This is a genomic window from Sphingomonas bacterium (genome assembly GCF_028292945.1).
GTDB lineage: Bacteria > Pseudomonadota > Alphaproteobacteria > Sphingomonadales > Sphingomonadaceae > Sphingomonas.
This window is the reverse complement of the sequence record NZ_JAQGLJ010000100.1, coordinates 1-16418: the sequence shown is the minus strand read 5'-3', so window position 1 is coordinate 16418 and position 16418 is coordinate 1. Positions and strand designations below refer to the sequence as shown.

Genomic DNA, 16418 nt, shown 5'->3' with positions numbered 1-16418 from the left:
AGCGGCTTTGCTTCGCCGGCATGGTCGATATGGCCGTGGGTGAGGAGGATCTTCTCCACCGTCACGCCCGCCTTGGCGACCGCGTCGCGGATGCGGGCCATGTCGCCGCCGGGATCGACCACCGCCGCCTTCATCGTCGCGGTGCACCAGATCAGCGTGCAGTTCTGCTGCAGGGGTGTGACGGGGATGATCGCGGCGCGCAAAGGAGGCGTGGGCGGGGAGCTGGACATGCGGATCGCGATGACGCGCACGCCGCGGGGCGTCAACGCTTGCCGCCCGCGCGCCGCGCGTGCAACGCTTGGCGCTGTGCTGGACCTGTCCGAACCCTTCGTGCTGCTGGACGACGCGCGGGCGGGAGGGGCGGCGAGCCGGTTGTACCGGGGGCCGGTCGAGGTGGTCGCGGCGGCCGGGCCGAACGAGGTCGCCGGGGTTCTGGAGCGCGCGCGCGCGGGTTCGCGGCAGGGGCTGAGCGCCGCTGGGCTGCTGACCTATGAGGCGACGGCGGCGTTCGAGCCGAGCGTGGGCGCTCGACCCGGGGCGGCGACGCCGGTGGCATGGTTCGGGCTGTTCGACGGGTGGCAGGAGGTCGATCCGATGGCGCTGCTGCCCGATCCGGCGGGCGCGCGGGTGCTGACGCCGGCACCGCTGATCGAGCGCGCCGAGTACGATCGTCGCATCGCCCGCGTGTTGGAGCTGATCGCGGCCGGGGACGTGTATCAGGCGAACCTGACCTTTCAGGCGGCGGTGCGGTTTCTGGGCGATCCGTTGGCGCTGTACGCGGCCGTGCGAGGGCGTGCGGCGGCGGGGTGGGGTGCGATCGTGTGGACGGGGGAGCAGCTGTTGCTGTCATTCTCCCCGGAGCTGTTCTTCGCGCTTGAGGAGCGCACGATCACCTGCCGGCCGATGAAGGGGACGGGGCGGCGTGGGGCGACGCCGGCCGCGGACGACGCGGCGGCGCGCGGGCTGGCGGCGGATGCCAAGACCCGCGCGGAAAACCTGATGATCGTCGACCTGATCCGCAACGATCTGTCGCGCGTCGGGGAGCCCGGCAGCGTCGCGGTGCCGGCGCTGTTCGAGGTCGAGCGCTATCCCACGGTGTTGCAGATGACGTCGAGCGTCACCGCGAGGCTGGCGGGTGGGCGCGATGCGGTCGATGTGCTGGCGGCGGCGTTCCCGTGCGGATCGATCACCGGCGCGCCCAAGCTGCGCGCCATGGAGGCGCTGAACGAGATCGAGGCGACGCCGCGCGGCCTTTATACCGGAACGATCGGCCGGATCGACGCCGATGGATCCGCGCAGTTCAACGTCGCGATCCGGACGCTGACCGTGGGGAGCGGTGTGACGACGATGGGCCTGGGCGGCGGCATCGTCGCGGACTCGCGCCCCGACGACGAGTGGGATGAGGCGCTGGCGAAGGGCGCGTTCCTGACCGCCGGCCAGCGCCGCGTCGACCTGATCGAGACGATGGCGTTCGATCCACACGACGGCATCGCGCTGCTCGACCGGCATTTCGCGCGGCTGGGGGCGAGTGCTGAGGCGCTGGGCTTTCGCTTCGATCGGCATGCGGCGCGCAACGAGTTGCAGGCGGCGACCTTCCGACTGCGGACGCCGTGCCGGCTGCGGCTGTTGTTGGCCGAGACGGGCAAGATCGCGATCGAGGTCGGGCCGATGCCGGCTATCGAGCCGTTGACGGTGGCGGTGGTGCCGCTGCCGGTCGCGAGTACCGACTGGCGGTTGCGGCACAAGACCAGCGACCGCGCCTTCTATGACGCCGGGCGCAGGCTGACCGGGACCGCAGAGGTGGTGTTCGAGGATGCGGCCGGTTTCCTGACCGAGGGCAGCTTCACCAATGTGTTCGTCGAACGTGCGGGCATGCTGGTGACGCCGCCGCTGGCGCGCGGGTTGTTGCCCGGCGTGCTGCGGGCCGAGCTGATCGACAGCGGCCGCGCGGTCGAGGGCGAGCTGACGCGCGCCGATCTTACGGGGAGGTTCTTCGTCGGCAACGCGGTTCGCGGGCTGGTCCCGGCGATTGTTGCGGTTGCGAACGGATCGGCCACGCCGCTATAGGGCCGGGCGTTATCCCGAAAGGCCCCTGATGCAGCCCTCCGCCGCGCTCAACCGCATCAGCCCCTCGCCGACGCTAGCGGTGACAAGTCGCGTCATGGCGCTGCAGCGCGCCGGTATCGACGTGATCGGGCTGGGCGCGGGCGAACCCGACTTCGACACCCCCGAGCACATCCGCGAGGCGGGCATCCAGGCGATCCGCGACGGCAAGACGCGCTATACCAACGTCGACGGCACTCCCGAGCTGAAGGCGGCGGTGGTCGCCAAGTTCGCCCGCGACAATGGCCTGACCTATGCCACCGATCAGGTGAGCGTGAACGTCGGCGGCAAGCACACGCTGTTCAACGCGATCGTCGCCACCGTCGGCCCGGGCGACGAGGTGGTGATCCCCGCGCCCTATTGGGTGAGCTACCCCGATGTGGTGCAGTTCGCGGGCGGTACGCCGGTCGTGGTCGCCGCCGGCGCGGCGCAGGGCTACAAGCTGTCGCCGGAAGCACTGGACGCCGCGATCACGCCGCGCACGAAGTGGGTGATCCTCAACTCGCCGTCGAACCCGACCGGTGCGGGGTACACGGCGGACGAGCTGCGCGCGCTCGGCGCGGTGCTGCTGCGGCACCCGCACGTGTGGGTGTTCGCCGACGATATGTACGAGCACATCACCTATGATGGGTTCGACTTCGCGACGATCGCACAGGTGTGTCCCGAGCTGTACGAGCGGACCCTGACGGTCAATGGCTGCTCCAAGGCCTATTCGATGACGGGCTGGCGGATCGGGTTCGCGGGCGGAGCGACGTGGCTGATCAAGGCGATGGCCAAGCTGCAGTCGCAATCGACCAGCAACCCGTGTTCGATCGCGCAGGCGGCGTCGGTGGCGGCGCTGACCGGGCCGCAGGACTTCCTGACCGAGCGCGCGCGTGCGTTCCAGTCGCGGCGCGACCTGGTGGTGTCGATGCTCAACCAGGCGACCGGCATCGAATGTCCTCGACCCGACGGCGCCTTTTACGTCTATCCGTCGATCGCCGGGCTGATCGGCAAGGCGACGCCCGCCGGACAGGTGATCGACAGCGACGAGGCGTTCGTCACCTATCTGCTCGACGACGCGCGGGTGGCGGCGGTGCAGGGTGCCGCGTTCGGCCTGTCACCGGCGATGCGCATCTCCTACGCCACCTCGGAAGAGCTGCTGAGGGAAGCATGCGAGCGCATCCAGACCGCCTGCGCGGCGCTGCGTTAGACGCCAACCCGACTTGGCGATGAACGAGGCGGGCAAGCTTCGTTAAGGGCCGGCAAACTAGACGTTGGCCTTGTCGCACTGCGGACCCGATCCGACATGCGATGCAACCTAATGGCGGCGGCGGCCGTAGCTGCCGGCGCAACAATCGAGAAGAATCATGGCCAACCTGATCAAGTCCAGTTTCGTGTGGCAGTTCGTCGCCGGTTTCGCGCTCGGCGCGATCGGTCTGGCGGCGGCGCATGCCGAGACGCCGCGCCAATCCGCGCCAACGCACGTCGCGCGGTAATGAAGGCGGCGCTGCCGTTGGCTGCCGCCGGCGCGGCGTTGCTGGGACTCACCTTGTTCTCCGGTCCGGCCGCCGCCGAGCGCGCGGTGGCGATCCCGGCCGCGAAAGTCGACGTGCCGCCCGCGCCGGGCCTGCAGACGGCGGTGTTCGCCGGCGGATGTTTCTGGGGCTTGGAGGCGGTATTCGAACAGATCAAGGGCGTGCGCGACGTGCAGTCGGGCTATGCCGGCGGCAAGGCCGCCACGGCGACCTACGAGCAGGTTACGAGCGAGGCCACCGGCCATGCCGAGGCCGTGCGCGTCCGCTATGATCCGCGCCAGGTCAGCTATGCGACGTTGCTGCGCGTGTTCTTCTCGATCGCCCACGATCCCACGCAGCTGAACCGGCAGGGGCCGGACACGGGAACGAGCTATCGCTCCGCGGTTTTCCCGCAGAACCCGCAGCAGGCGGCGGTGACGCGCGCGTATATTGCCCAGTTGGGTGCCGCGAAGGCGTGGCCGCGCCCGATCGTCACGCGGATCGAGGTGGGCACCTTCTACCCGGCCGAGACGTATCACCAGGATTTCGCGCGCCGTAATCCGGGGCATCCCTACATCGTGCGCTGGGATGAACCCAAGGTGGCGGGGTTCAGGGCGGGGTTTCCGGCGCTCGCGCGGTAATCAACTCATCCGGCGTGGAGGATTACGCCGCCAATGAGAACCGCAGCATCCGGTTCTCGACCGGGATCAGCGCTTCCGCCGCGCGGCCCACGGCGCGGACGATCGCCGGGTGGCCCGCGTCGAGGCCGCCGGTGAGCGAGCCGAAGGCGGGCAGGATCAGTTTGGTGGGGGTGGCGACGAAGCAGCGGCGTGCGACCTGCCGCCCGCGCACGGTCAGGCGCAGCTTGGGGTGGAAGTGGCCCGATAGTTCCGCGCGCAGCTCGTCGGGTGCGGCTTCGTGGCGGAGCATCAAGCCGTCGACAAATACCTCGTCCGTCAGCTCGCCGCCGCAGCGGTCGGCGATGACGGGATCGTGATTTCCCGTGATCCAGGTCCAGCGCGTGCGCGAGGTCAGCCCGCAGAGCGTGTCGCGCGCGGCGGCGGGCAGGCGGTTGCACCCGTCGCCATCGTGAAAGCTGTCGCCCAGGCACCAGATCTCGGTCGCGCCGGTCGCGGCGACCAGCGCCTCCAGATCGGCGAGCGTCGCCATGCTGTCGTACGGCGGCAGCATCTGGCCCTTGAGCGCGAACCAGCTCGCCTTTTCGAGGTGCAGGTCGGCGACGAGCAGTGCGCGGCGCGCGGGCCAGAAGACCGCCCCCTGCCCGAGCGCGAACAGCGCGTGACCTCCGAACGAAAAGGGAACCATTGCCGGCCCTTAGCCGTCGCGAGTCGCGGGATGCAAGAGGTGGCGGGACTTGGCGAGTGACGGGCGCTGGGGCATGAGCAGGCACGTACCCGTAACGAGGACCTGTTCATGATCGCCGCCACCCTGCTGATGCTCGCTCAAGCGACCGCGACGCCCGTACCCGCACCCATGGCCGCGCCGGTCAGTCCTGAGCGCGGCGATGCGCGCTGCCTGGCGGCGTTCGGGCTGCTCGCCAACGATCCCAAGCCGGACGTGCAGCGCGCGTCGCAGATGGGCGCGCTGTTCTTCTACGGCAAACTGCTCGGCCGTAACCCTCGTATCGACTTGCGTGCGGCGATGACGGAGGCCGCGGCGATCGCGGGACCGCAGGTGAAGGCGGAGCTGCAACGCTGCGGCGGCGAGCTGCAGCGGTCGGGCGAGGCGATGCAGGCGGTCGGCGCGGCGCTGGCCGGGACGGCGCCAAGGGCGACGCCGACGCCGCGGCCTACGCCAAGCCCAACGGCGACGCGGCGGCGCTAATCCCGCTCCCGCATAGGCGGGAGAGGGCGGTTCACCCCGCGTACGCCTTGACCAGGTCGTAGAGGTAGTCGCGGCCCTCATAGACCGATCGCACGCGAACGCGTTCGTTCAGGCCATGCGCGCCGTTGCCGTCACGGTCACCGAACATTCCCGGCACGCCGTAGACGGGGATGCCGATCGCCTGAAGGAAGATCCCGTCGGTGGCCCCGGTCGACATCAGCGGCAGGATGGGGATGCCGGGGAAATGCTTCGCGGCGACGGTGGTGATCGGGCCGATGATCCTGGGGTCCAGTTTCGGCGGGATCGCGGTCGGGCGGACGGGCTGGTTGGCGGTCACGGTCACGGCGGGGCCGGCGAGCTCCTTCAGCTTGGCCAGCGTGCCGTCGACGCTCTCGCCGGGAAAGATGCGGCAATTGACGTTGGCGGTGGCGCGCTGCGGCAGCGCGTTCTCGGCATGGCCCGCATTGAGCACCGTTGCCACACAGGTAGTGCGCAGCGTCGAATGGAACGCCTTGTCGCGGCTGACGATCGCATCCGCCCCTGCGTCGCGCGGATCGGCGAGCAGCCGGGTGATCGCCGCGCCTGTCTCGCCGCCGGTCGCCCTAGCGCTGGCAGTGAAGAAGGCGCGCGTCGTGTCGGTGAAGGTGACGGGGAAGGAATGGGCCTGCACCGCCTTCAGCGCATCGGCGAGCTGGTAGATCGCGTTGACGGGGAGGGGCTGCGAGCTGTGGCCGCCGGGGTTGGTGGCCGTGAAGGTATAGTTCTGGGCGGCCTTTTCGCCCACCTGGACGGCGAGCACCTGCTTGTTGCCGCGTTCGTCGAGGCGGCCGCCGCCGCCTTCGTTCAGCACGAACTCGGCGGCGACGAGGTCGGGCTTGTTCTTCGCCAGCCACTCCGCGCCGTTCCAGGCGAACGTCGTTTCTTCACCGCAGGTCAGCGCCATCTTGATCGTGCGTTTGGGCTTGTAGCCTGTCTGGCGAAAACGGATCAGCGTGTCGGCCCAGATCGCCACCATCGCCTTCATGTCCGCCGAGCCGCGCGCGTAGTAATAGCCGCCCTCCTCGACCAGCGTGAACGGATCGCGCTGCCAATCCTCGCGCTTGGCCTCGACCACGTCGAGATGACCGAGCAGCAGCATCGGTTTCAGGCGGGCGTCGGTGCCGGGCAATTGTGCGACCAGACCGCCCTCACGCGGGTGTTCGGGAACGGAGAAATAGGTGAGGTCCGCGTCGGCGAAACCCGCCGCTTTCAGCCGGGCGCCAATCTGTGCGGCGGCCTGTGTGCAGCTGCCTTTGGACAGGGTCGTGTCGGTCTCGACGAGCTGCTTGTAGAGGCCGAAGAACGCCTGCTGATCGGGCCGGGTCTGCGCCGTCGCGGGGCTCGCCACCACGAGCGCGGCGGCTGCGATACGTACCCACATCATCGGCTTTCCCCTTGTTCGCTGGTCAGGGTAGAGCGGGTTAGTGGCCGGCGTGCAACATCGATGTCGGATGGATCGACTGGCTGCCGAGCCCCTCAATCCACCCGCATCGCCTCTGCCGCGAGCGCTTCGGCCTCGATCAGCAAGGCGTCCTCCCCGCCTGCGGTCGCGACGCGCTCGCGACCGATCAGGGTAAGCACCGGCACGGCCAGCGGTGTGACGCGGGGCAGGTCGACGTGGATCATCGTCTCGGCGGCGCGATCGAGCAGGTTTGCCAGCCGGCCGACATCGGTCATCCGCGCGCGCGCGTCTGCCCAGGCGGCCTGGAGCAGCAGGTGGCCGGGTTCGTATTTGCGTAGCACGTCATAAATCAGATCTGTGGAGAAGGTGACCTGCCGGCCGGTCTTGCGCTTGCCGGGGTGCTGGCGCTCGACCAGACCACCGATCACCGCGACCTCGCGGAAAGCACGTTTGAGCAGGTGCGAGCGTTCGACCCAGTCGACGAACTCGTGCTCGAGGATGTCGGCGGAGAAGAGCGACGCGGGGTCGGTGACCGGCTCGATCCCGTAGGTGGCGATGGCATAGTCGTTGGCGACGAAGCCGAGCGGCTTGAGGCCGGCGGCGTCCATGCGGCGCGTGAGCAGCATGCCGAGCGATTGGTGCGCGTTCCACCCCTCGAACCCGTAGGCGACCATGTAGTGGCGGCCTTCGCGCGGGAATGTCTCGACCAGCAGCTGACCGGGTTCGGGGAGCACCGAGCGTTTGAGCTGGATTTCCAGCCACTCGCGGACATCGGCGGGGAAGCGGGGCCATTCGCCAGGCGTGGCGAGAAAGGCGCGCACCCGGTCGGCGAGGCTGGTGGAGAGCGGCATGCGCGCGCCGCCATAGGTGGGGATGCGCGCCGGCCGCGAGGAGGCACGGACGACCAGATCCTCGGTGTCCATGCGCTCGACCTCGCACGAAATACCGGCGAAGAAGAAGGTGTCGCCCGGCGTCAGCGTGGCGGCGAACGCCTCCTCCACCCGGCCCAGCGTGCGGCCGTTCTTGAAGCGGACGGTGAGCATCGTCGCCTCGACGATGATGCCGGCGTTGAGGCGGTGCTGCGTGATGAATCTGGGGTGGCTGATGCGCCAGAACCCGTCCTCCTCGGTCAGGCGCTTGAAGCGGTCATAGGCCCTGAGCGAGTAGCCGCCGTCGCGGATGAAGTTCAGCACGCGGTCGAACAGCTCGCCGGTGAGCGCCGAATAGGGCAGCGCCGACCGGACCTCGTCGAGCATGTCGTCGCGGCGAAACGGCGCGGCGCACGCGCACGCCATGACGTGCTGGGCGAGCACGTCGAGCGCGCCGGGGCGAAAGATGTCGGGGTCGAGCTCGCCCGCCTCCACCGCGTCGAGTGCGGCGCGCGCTTCCAGATACTCGAAACGGTTGCCCGGCACGACGATCGCCTCGGACGCCTCGTCGAGCCGGTGATTGGCGCGGCCGATGCGCTGGAGCAGGCGCGACGAGCCCTTTGGCGCCCCCATTTGTATGACGCAGTCGACGTCACCCCAGTCGACGCCGAGATCGAGCGACGCGGTGGCGACGAGCGCGCGCAGGCGGCCGTCGGCCATCGCCTGCTCGACCTTGCGGCGGGCTTCGCGGGCGAGGCTGCCGTGGTGGACGCCGATCGGGAGGCTAAGGGTGTTCACCTTCCATAGGTCCTGAAAGATCAGCTCGGCGAGGCTGCGGGTGTTGCAGAAGACGATCGAGGTCTTGTGCAGCTCGATTTCCGCCATGACCTGTTCGGCGGCGTAGCGGCCCGAATGGCCCATCCACGGCACGCGGCCATTGGGGAGCAGGATGGCGATGTTCGGGTCCGCGCCGGGCTCGCCGATCACCAGGTCGACCGCGTCGATGTCGCCATCGGGTGCGAGCCAGGCGCGGTAGCCGCCCGGGTCGGCCACGGTAGCGCTGAGTGCGACGCGGCGGAGGCTTGGCGAGATCTTTTGCAGGCGCGCCATGCACAGCGACAGCAGGTCGCCGCGCTTGCCGGTGGCAAAGGCGTGCACCTCGTCGATCACTATGCAGCGCAGATTGGCGAAGATCAGCGCGCTGTCGGGATAGCTGAGCAGGAGGCTAAGCGATTCGGGTGTGGTCAGCAGGATGTGGGGCGGCTTCAGCCGCTGGCGCGCCTTGCGGTCCGACGGGGTATCGCCGGTGCGCGCCTCGACCCGGATGGGGAGGTCCATCTGTTCGACCGGAGTCATCAGGTTGCGCTGGATGTCGATCGCCAAGGCCTTCAGTGGCGAGACGTAGAGCGTGTGGAGCCCTTCGGACGGATGCTCGATCAGCTCGGCTAGCGTGGGGAGGAAGCCGGACAGCGTCTTGCCTGCGCCGGTGGTGGCGACGAGCAGCGCGTGACGACCGGCGCGGGCGCGGTCGAGCATGTCGAGCTGGTGCCGGCGCGGAGTCCAGCCGCGGGTGGCGAACCATGCGATCAATGGGGCGGGGAGATCAGGCAAGGGTTGGATGTAGGGGCTCGGCCTTCGTGCGGGGAGAGGGCTGGGCAAGGTCACGCACCTGCGTCATCATCCCACAGCCATGACCGACACCAGCCACGCCCCGCCACCCGCCGCCGAACCGCCGCGCGCGGCGATCCAGCGGCTGTTCGACGATACGCGCAAGCGGCTGGTGGAGACGGGAACGCGCAACCGGCTGGTGCATGTCAATCGTGCCAATACGCGCGGCAATGTTGTCAACATCGTCAACGAGCGATCGGACGAGGTGTATCGGTTGCTGTGCGGCGGGAAGACGATGCGCTTCCATGCGCTGGGGCAGGATCGGCGCGCGGCGGGCGAGGTGATGCTGGCCGCCGAAGACGATGTGACCATCGGCGAGGACCGCTACACCGACAACCGGCTGGAAACGCGGTTGGGACCGGACGCGCTTGCCAAGAAATTGCTCGCGATCGCGCGCGAGGCGAAGACGGCGGAGGAGGAGCAGGGGGTCAACATCCTGTACCTGGCACTGGGCTTTGCCACCTGGTTCGAGGATGCCGTGTCGGAGGTCGCGCGCGAGGCGCCGCTGGTGCTGCTGCCGGTCGAGCTGAAGCGCAACGAGCGGACGTCGACCTATGACATCCGGCTGCGCGATGAGGACGCGATCACCAATCTGCCGCTGCAGCAGCGCTGGCTCGACGACTTCGGGCTGCGGTTGCCGGAACTCGACGCGACCGTGGAGGGGTGGCGGCCGGGAGTTTACTTCGATGCGGTCGAGGCGATCGTCGCCGGGCGGCTGCGCTGGCGGGTCGACCGGGATGCGATCCAGCTGGGGTTCTTTTCATTCTCCAAACTGCTGATGTTCCGCGACCTGGCGCTGGACGCCTGGCCGGCCGCCGAGCTGGAGGCGCACGGGCTGACGCGCGGGCTGTTGTACGAACGCTTCGGCGAGGACGCGCCGCTGTTCGGGTCCGGCGACCGGCTGGACGTGGTGCTGCCACCCGACAAGCTGCACCATGTCGTCGACGCGGACGCCAGCCAGGCAAAGGTGATCGAGGAGGCGCGCACCGGGCGCAATCTGGTGGTGCAGGGGCCGCCCGGCACCGGCAAGAGCCAGACCATCACCAACATCATCGCCGCCGCCGTGCGCGAGGGGCGAACGGTGCTGTTCGTGGCGGAGAAGATGGCGGCGCTGTCGGTGGTGCACGACCGGCTGGTCAAGGTCGGGCTCGGCGACGTGGCGCTGGAGCTGCATTCGCGCACCGCCAGCAAGAGGCTGGTGCTGGAAGAGCTGAAGCGCACGCTGGCGGCGGCTGCTGCGGTGCCGGCGATGCCGGACGCGCCCGATGCGCTGCGAGGCGTGCGCGACCGGCTGAACGAGGTCGCCGATGCGCTGCATGCGCCGATCGGTGGCACGGGCGAGACCGCCTATGCCGTGCTGGGGACGCAGGCGCGGTTCATCGGTGCCGGCGTGCCGCCGCCGACGCTGGACGTGGCGGGACTGATGGCGATGACGCGCGCCGACGAGGCAGGGGCGGTGCTGCTACTTGCCGACTACGCCGCGCTGGTGACGCAGGCGGGTGCGCCCGAGCGGCACCCTTTCGCGGGCGTGGGCGCGCTGGACATCCAGCCGGTGGCCTTGGCGCGACTGGCGGGCGAGCTGGCGCGGGCGAAGACGGCGGCCGAGCTGCTGCGCGCGGCGCTGGATGCGCCGATGACGGCGGCGGGGCGTGTGGAGGTTCGAGCCATCGAACGGGTGGTGCCGGTTGGCGAGTTGCTGGGCCGGCTAGACGGACTGGCGGCGGGCGACGTGTCGCTGGCGCGGAGGTTGGTCGAATGCTCGGACCCGGCGCGGCTGGCGGCGGCGCTGGCCGCTGCGCGCAGCTGGCGAGACTTGCGGGACGCGGCCGAGCCGGCGTTCGTCGAAGCCGCATTCGCAGGCGACGCCGCCGATCTGCGCGGGCCGCTGGCGGTGGGGGCGGCATCATGGTGGGCGCGTTGGGGAGGGGCCTATCGCGGCGCGTCGCAGAGGCTGGCGGGGTGGCTGCGCGACCCGCTGCCCAGGCCGGCGGCCGAGCGGCTGGCGTTGGTCGATCAACTGGGCGAGGTCGCGGCCCGGCGGCGCGGCTGGGCCGATGATGAGGCTTTCCTGGCCGGCGCGCTGGGTGAAGCATGGCGAGGCGAGCTGACGGACTTTGCGCGGGCCGCTGCCGTCGCGGGGTGGTGCGACCATGCGCGGGGCTCGTCGCTGGCGGTCAAGGGCGAGCGGCTGGTGGCGATGGCAGCCGATCCGGCGGAGTTGGCGCGGTTTCGCGCCGACCTCGCGGCGGCGGCGCCTGGGATCGCGACGATCGATGCGGTGGTGGCGCAACTCCGCCTGGCGTCTTCGCGGCTGGGTGGCGAGGCGGCAGTGGTGGACCTAGCCGCGATTGCGGACGTGGCGGACGCGATGGCGAACGGGGTCGATCGATACGGCGAGTGGGTGGCGCTGTGCGGGGCGCGATCACGGCTGGAGGCGGTGGGACTGGCGACGCTTGCGGTGAGGGTCGCAACCGGGGCGATGACGGCGCAGGCGGCCGCGGACGAGCTGCGGTTCGCCCGCGCGGAGCTGTTGTGGGAACAGGCGGCCCGCGCAACCCCGCTGCTTGCATCGCTGGCAAGCGTCGATCGGCACGCGCTCGCGGCCCAGTTCGGCACGCTGGAGCGGCGGCGGCTGAAGGACAATGTGCGTACCATCCTGGCGGGACACCTCGCGCAGCTGCCGCGTGGTTCGCAGGGCGAGATGGGCGTGCTGCGCAGCGAGTTCGGCAAGAGGACGCGGCACAAGGCGTTGCGACGCCTGTTCCGCGAGGCGCCGCAGGCGATCCAGCGGATCAAGCCGGTGCTGCTGATGAGCCCGATCTCCGTCGCGCAATATCTGACGCCGGGGTTGCTCTCGTTCGACCTGCTGGTGATCGACGAGGCGAGCCAGGTTCGGCCCGAGGATGCGCTGGGCGCGATCGCGCGGGCGCGGCAGATCGTGGTGGTGGGCGACCAGAAGCAGCTGCCGCCTTCGTCCTTCTTCGACCGGCTGCTCGCGGATGGTGACAGTGAGGACGCGGAGGAGGACTCAGCGGGCGGCGACCTGCTGGGCGGTGCGGCGGCTTTGGGGGAAATGGAGAGCATCCTGACGCTGTGCGAAGCGCGCGGGCTGCCGTCGCGGATGCTGCAATGGCACTACCGGTCGCGCGACCCGTCGCTGATGCGCGTGTCCAACGCCGAGTTCTACAAGGACGAGCTGGTGCTGCCGCCGTCGCCGCTTGAGAAGGACCCGACCTACGGCCTGGTGTTTACGAAGGTCGCTGGCGCGTATGACAAGGGCGGGCGGCGCGACAACCGGCTGGAGGGAGAGGCGGTGGTCGCGCGCGTCGCCCAGCATGCGCGCGCCACACCCGATCTGTCGTTGGGCATCGTCACCTTCAGCCACTCTCAGAAGAACACGATTGCCGAGCTGCTGGAATTGGCGCGGCGCACCGACCCGGTGCTGGACGCGCTGCTGCGCGAGGGACGGGCGGAGGATGTCTTCGTCAAGAATATCGAGAATGTGCAGGGCGACGAGCGCGACGTTATCCTGATCTCGGTCGGCTATGGCCCGACCCAACCGGGCGGGAGGATGGCGGGCGCGAGCTTCGGCCCGGTCAATGGCGATGGTGGAGAACGGCGGCTGAACGTGCTGTTCACCCGCGCCCGTCTGCGCTGCGAGGTGTTCGCCTCGTTCGATCCGGCCGACCTGGATGTCAGCCGGGCGACGCGTGACGGGCCGCGCGTGCTCAAGCGCTTCCTGGACTATGCCAAGACAGGGCAGGTAGCACAGCCGGCCGCGACGGGAGGGGCCGCCGACTCCGCGTTCGAGGAAGACGTCGCGGCGGTGATCGCGAGCCTGGGCTATCTTGCCGATCCGCAGGTCGGGTCGGCCGGGTTCCGGATCGATATCGGTGTGCGTCACCCGGACCGGCCCGGCGCGTATCTGCTGGCGGTGGAGTGCGACGGCGCCGCCTATCACGGCGCGCTATGGGCACGCGAACGCGACCGGTTGCGGCAGGACGTGCTGGAGCATCTGGGCTGGCGCTTTCACCGCATCTGGTCGACCGACTGGTTCGCCAACCGGCGCGCGGAGGTGGACCGGCTGCGCACGGCGCTGACAGCGGCGCGTGCGGCGGCCGAGACGCCGGTGCCGCCGACGGGCGCCAATGACCGCGACCTAGCTCCCGTCGTGGCGGTTGCGCCGCCGCCAGCACCCGAGCTGGCCGAGCCGGGCGCGCGGACGATGCCGGCCTATGTCCGCGCTCACCCCGCCGCTCGGTACGGCGAGCCGCACGAGGCGCCGCTGGCGGTGCTGGTGCCGCTGGTCCGCGAGATCGTCGCGGCCGAGGGACCGATCGCGCTGGACGAGATCGCTCGGCGCGTGGCGACGGCATTCAACCGGAGGGGGGCGGGCAGCCGCATTGTGGTCGCCACACGCGCCGCGTTGATGGCGGCGGCAAGCCTGGATTCGAATCTGCTGTGCGACGAGCTGTTCTGGTTCACAGCCTCGCAGCAAGCCAACCCGCCGGTGCGCGACCGCTCGGGCGAGAGTGGCGCCACCGCAAGGGCGGATACGCTATCCATCCTGGAGATCCGCGCCGCGCTGGCGATCGCGCGCGAGGACAATCCGGGCGGCAGCGACGACGAACTGGTGCGCAATGCCGCGCGGCTGCTGGGTTTTCGCCGCGTGGGGCCCGAGGTCGCGGCGCGGATCGGCGCTGGGCTGATCTAGGTTTTCGGCTGGCCGTCGTCCTGCTTGGTCTCGCCTGCCTTGTCGGCGCGATCCTGTTCCTGGTAGAGGTCGTGCGTCGCATGTTCGGTCCGCTCGACCCCGCCACGGCTCTGGCGATTGTGGAGCGCGGCCCACGCAATCGCGACGATCAGCACGATCGGGCCGACGATCGTCAGTATCTGCCAAGCCGAACTGCCCATCGCGTGCCGTACCCTTCTTTGTCGAACGTCATGCCCAACGTCGCAGGTCGGCGTTTCGATCCAGGGAGGCGATCGTGCGCGTCGTGCGTATAGTTGCAGATGAGCAGATTGGGCGACTGGTTGGAACCGCATCCGCACGGCATTTATGTGCGGCCGGCGGATGCGTGGGTCGACCCCTCTGAGCCGGCGGCGCGGGCGCTGGTGACGCACGGGCACGCTGACCATGCGCGTGGCGGCCACGAAACGGTGTGGGCAACGCCCGAAACCCTGGCGATCATGGGCGCGCGCTATGGCGAGCAGAACGGGGTGCCGGTCGGCTATGGCGAGGCGATCCGCATGGGGGAGGTGGAGGTAGGCTTCGTGCCTGCGGGCCATTGCCTGGGATCGGCGCAGATCGTGCTCGACTTTCGCGGTGAGCGCGTGGTGGTCTCGGGCGACTACAAGCGGCGGCCAGACCCGACCTGCGCGCCATTCGAGCCGGTGAAGTGCGATGTATTCGTGACCGAGGCGACGTTCGGGCTGCCGGTGTTTCGTCACCCCGATCCTGGCGACGAGATCGACAAATTGCTGGCGGCGCTGCACGCCAACCCAGAGCGGTGCGTGCTGGTGGGGGCGTATGCGCTGGGCAAGGCGCAGCGGGTGATCGCGGAGCTGCGCGCGCGCGGGCACGACGCGCCGATCTATATTCACGGCGCCCTACAGCGGTTGTGCGACCTGTATCAGGAGCATGGCGTCCGGCTGGGCGAGCTGCTGCCCGCGACCGGTGCCGCAAAGAAGGACGTGGCGGGGCATGTGGTGCTGTGTCCGCCGGGCGCGCTCAACGATCGCTGGTCGCGGCGGCTGCCTGATCCGATCACCGCGATGGCGAGCGGCTGGATGCGAATTCGTCAGCGCGCGCGGCAGAAGAACATCGAGCTGCCGCTGATCCTAAGCGATCACGCGGACTGGGACGAGCTCTGCGAGACGATTCTGGAGATTGGGCCGCGCGAGTTGTGGGTGACGCATGGCAGAGACGATGCGCTGGTGCATTGGTGCGAGACGCGGCAGATCAAGGCGCGGCCGTTGCATCTGTCGGGGTTCGAGGACGAGGACGACTAAGCTCGTCTCCAGCCACCCTATTTCAGGGTCGTGATCTCGACCGGCTTGCCCTTGGCGCTGGGGTTGGACGCATTCGCCTTGGGCGGTTTCTCGGCCTTTGGCTTACGAACCTCTTTGTTCGACTTCTTCTGGCTCTTGGCCATGGTCGCTCTCCTGTTACTGGCGCATCAGGCGGGTCGGTGTGCGGGTGACCTCGCCCGAGATTACCTTTTTGCCATAGGCCTTGGCAAGGATCGCGGTCTCGTCGGCGTTATTGGTGACGACTCGCGTGCCGCCGGATCTGAGCGACTCGATCGCACTGATGCCGACCTTGCGCCGGGCGCAGGTAGCGACGACGTGCTCTTTTGGCGCGTCGATGTTGATCGCTCTGGACATTGTGTGTTCCCCTTAACCGCCTGACCGGGCGAGTACCCCTAAAGGTACCCGCCCGGTGAGCGGGCCGTCACGGGAATAAATCCCGTGACGTCGGACGGGCTTGCTTACGCAACCCGCCGGCCGGCCTTGTCCGTCTCGCTTCTAGCTTCGCCAGGCGCGTGCGGACCTTTAGGCGGCTTTAGGCCGCCTGAAGGTTCACGGCCGACGTCTTGCCGCGGCGATCGGTTTCCAGCTCGTACGAGATGCGCTGGTCCTTATCGAGCGTCTGCATGCCGGCGCGCTCGACGGCCGAGATGTGCACGAACGCGTCGCCCCCGCCGCCCTCTGGCTCGATGAAACCGAAGCCCTTGTCGGGGTTGAAGAATTTTACGGTGCCGGTGATCATGATGGGGTTCCTTGTCCCATGTGGCCGCCGCGACAGGTGTCGTGGAGGCCGTAAGTGACGGGCATACGCCACGGTGGCGCATCCCGGCTTCGGTGAAGCTAGAAAGGGACAGGGCACGCTTTCGCGCGCGAATATCCGTCGCATGCGACGTCAGCAGGGACCGTGTAGCCGATTGACGGGGAAAAGGAAAGGGAAGGCCATCAAGGCAGGTGAGCGTTCGTTGG

The 16418-nt window shown here is 69.2% G+C and carries 15 protein-coding genes; 7 read left to right on the top strand and 8 right to left on the bottom strand.

The window, feature by feature from the left end; all coding sequences use genetic code 11:
* Positions 1–230: MBL fold metallo-hydrolase (locus JWN21_RS11025; protein WP_299649789.1), on the bottom strand; the 230-nt coding region annotated here is incomplete at its 3' end.
* On the opposite strand from JWN21_RS11025, the gene pabB reads away from it, so the two are divergent.
* The 4 genes from pabB to msrA all read left to right on the top strand — a co-directional run bounded on the left by pabB (position 229) and on the right by msrA (position 4240).
* On the top strand, positions 229–2067 hold the full coding sequence (gene pabB, locus JWN21_RS11020) for an aminodeoxychorismate synthase component I (protein ID WP_299649786.1): 1839 nt from the start codon (positions 229–231) through the stop codon (positions 2065–2067). The two genes, JWN21_RS11025 and pabB, sit on opposite strands and share 2 nt — an antisense overlap.
* 28 nt (positions 2068–2095) lie before the next feature.
* Positions 2096–3295 carry a pyridoxal phosphate-dependent aminotransferase gene (locus JWN21_RS11015; RefSeq protein ID WP_299649783.1) on the top strand — a complete coding sequence of 400 codons (1200 nt, stop codon included), beginning with the start codon at positions 2096–2098 and terminating at the stop codon, positions 3293–3295.
* 157 nt (positions 3296–3452) lie between these two features.
* Positions 3453–3581, top strand: a complete 129-nt coding sequence (locus JWN21_RS11010) for a hypothetical protein (RefSeq protein WP_299649780.1) — start codon at positions 3453–3455, stop codon at positions 3579–3581.
* Positions 3581–4240 carry a peptide-methionine (S)-S-oxide reductase MsrA gene (gene msrA, locus JWN21_RS11005; RefSeq protein WP_299649777.1) on the top strand — a complete coding sequence of 220 codons (660 nt, stop codon included), beginning with the start codon at positions 3581–3583 and terminating at the stop codon, positions 4238–4240. Before JWN21_RS11010 ends, msrA begins: the two co-directional genes overlap by 1 nt.
* Positions 4241–4262: 22 nt before the next feature.
* Here msrA and pdeM read toward each other — a convergent pair whose 3' ends face one another.
* Positions 4263–4925: a ligase-associated DNA damage response endonuclease PdeM gene (pdeM, locus tag JWN21_RS11000; protein WP_299649774.1), complete on the bottom strand. Its 663-nt coding sequence runs from the start codon at positions 4923–4925 to the stop codon at positions 4263–4265.
* A 108-nt stretch (positions 4926–5033) separates the two neighbouring features.
* Here pdeM and JWN21_RS10995 point away from each other — a divergent pair, with 108 nt between their 5' ends.
* On the top strand, positions 5034–5444 hold the full coding sequence (locus JWN21_RS10995) for a hypothetical protein (RefSeq protein WP_299649770.1): 411 nt from the start codon (positions 5034–5036) through the stop codon (positions 5442–5444).
* Positions 5445–5475: 31 nt separating this feature from the next.
* On the opposite strand, the gene JWN21_RS10990 is transcribed toward JWN21_RS10995, so the two are convergent.
* Both JWN21_RS10990 and JWN21_RS10985 read right to left on the bottom strand, forming a co-directional pair.
* Positions 5476–6864: a M20/M25/M40 family metallo-hydrolase gene (locus JWN21_RS10990; protein ID WP_299649792.1), complete on the bottom strand. Its 1389-nt coding sequence runs from the start codon at positions 6862–6864 to the stop codon at positions 5476–5478.
* 95 nt (positions 6865–6959) lie between these two features.
* The gene (locus JWN21_RS10985; protein WP_299649767.1) at positions 6960–9365 is read right to left on the bottom strand and encodes a ligase-associated DNA damage response DEXH box helicase; all 2406 of its coding nucleotides are present in this window, start codon (positions 9363–9365) and stop codon (positions 6960–6962) included.
* A 79-nt stretch (positions 9366–9444) separates the two neighbouring features.
* On the opposite strand from JWN21_RS10985, the gene JWN21_RS10980 reads away from it, so the two are divergent.
* Positions 9445–14136 (top strand): DUF3320 domain-containing protein, encoded by a 4692-nt coding sequence (locus JWN21_RS10980; RefSeq protein WP_299649764.1) that lies wholly within the window; start codon positions 9445–9447, stop codon positions 14134–14136.
* Here JWN21_RS10980 and JWN21_RS10975 read toward each other — a convergent pair.
* Positions 14133–14336: a hypothetical protein gene (locus JWN21_RS10975; RefSeq protein WP_299649761.1), complete on the bottom strand. Its 204-nt coding sequence runs from the start codon at positions 14334–14336 to the stop codon at positions 14133–14135. The genes JWN21_RS10980 and JWN21_RS10975 overlap by 4 nt on opposite strands.
* 99 nt (positions 14337–14435) lie before the next feature.
* Here JWN21_RS10975 and JWN21_RS10970 point away from each other — a divergent pair, with 99 nt between their 5' ends.
* Complete coding sequence (locus JWN21_RS10970; RefSeq protein ID WP_299649758.1) at positions 14436–15434, top strand: ligase-associated DNA damage response exonuclease; 999 nt, start codon at positions 14436–14438, stop codon at positions 15432–15434.
* Positions 15435–15451: 17 nt separating this feature from the next.
* On the opposite strand, the gene JWN21_RS10965 is transcribed toward JWN21_RS10970, so the two are convergent.
* The 3 genes from JWN21_RS10965 to JWN21_RS10955 all read right to left on the bottom strand — a co-directional run bounded on the left by JWN21_RS10965 (position 15452) and on the right by JWN21_RS10955 (position 16194).
* Positions 15452–15577: a hypothetical protein gene (locus tag JWN21_RS10965; protein WP_299649755.1), complete on the bottom strand. Its 126-nt coding sequence runs from the start codon at positions 15575–15577 to the stop codon at positions 15452–15454.
* Positions 15578–15590: 13 nt separating this feature from the next.
* On the bottom strand, positions 15591–15809 hold the full coding sequence (locus tag JWN21_RS10960; RefSeq protein ID WP_299649752.1) for a hypothetical protein: 219 nt from the start codon (positions 15807–15809) through the stop codon (positions 15591–15593).
* Between the two features lie 178 nt (positions 15810–15987).
* On the bottom strand, positions 15988–16194 hold the full coding sequence (locus JWN21_RS10955; protein ID WP_299649749.1) for a cold-shock protein: 207 nt from the start codon (positions 16192–16194) through the stop codon (positions 15988–15990).
* Positions 16195–16418 lie beyond the last annotated feature (224 nt).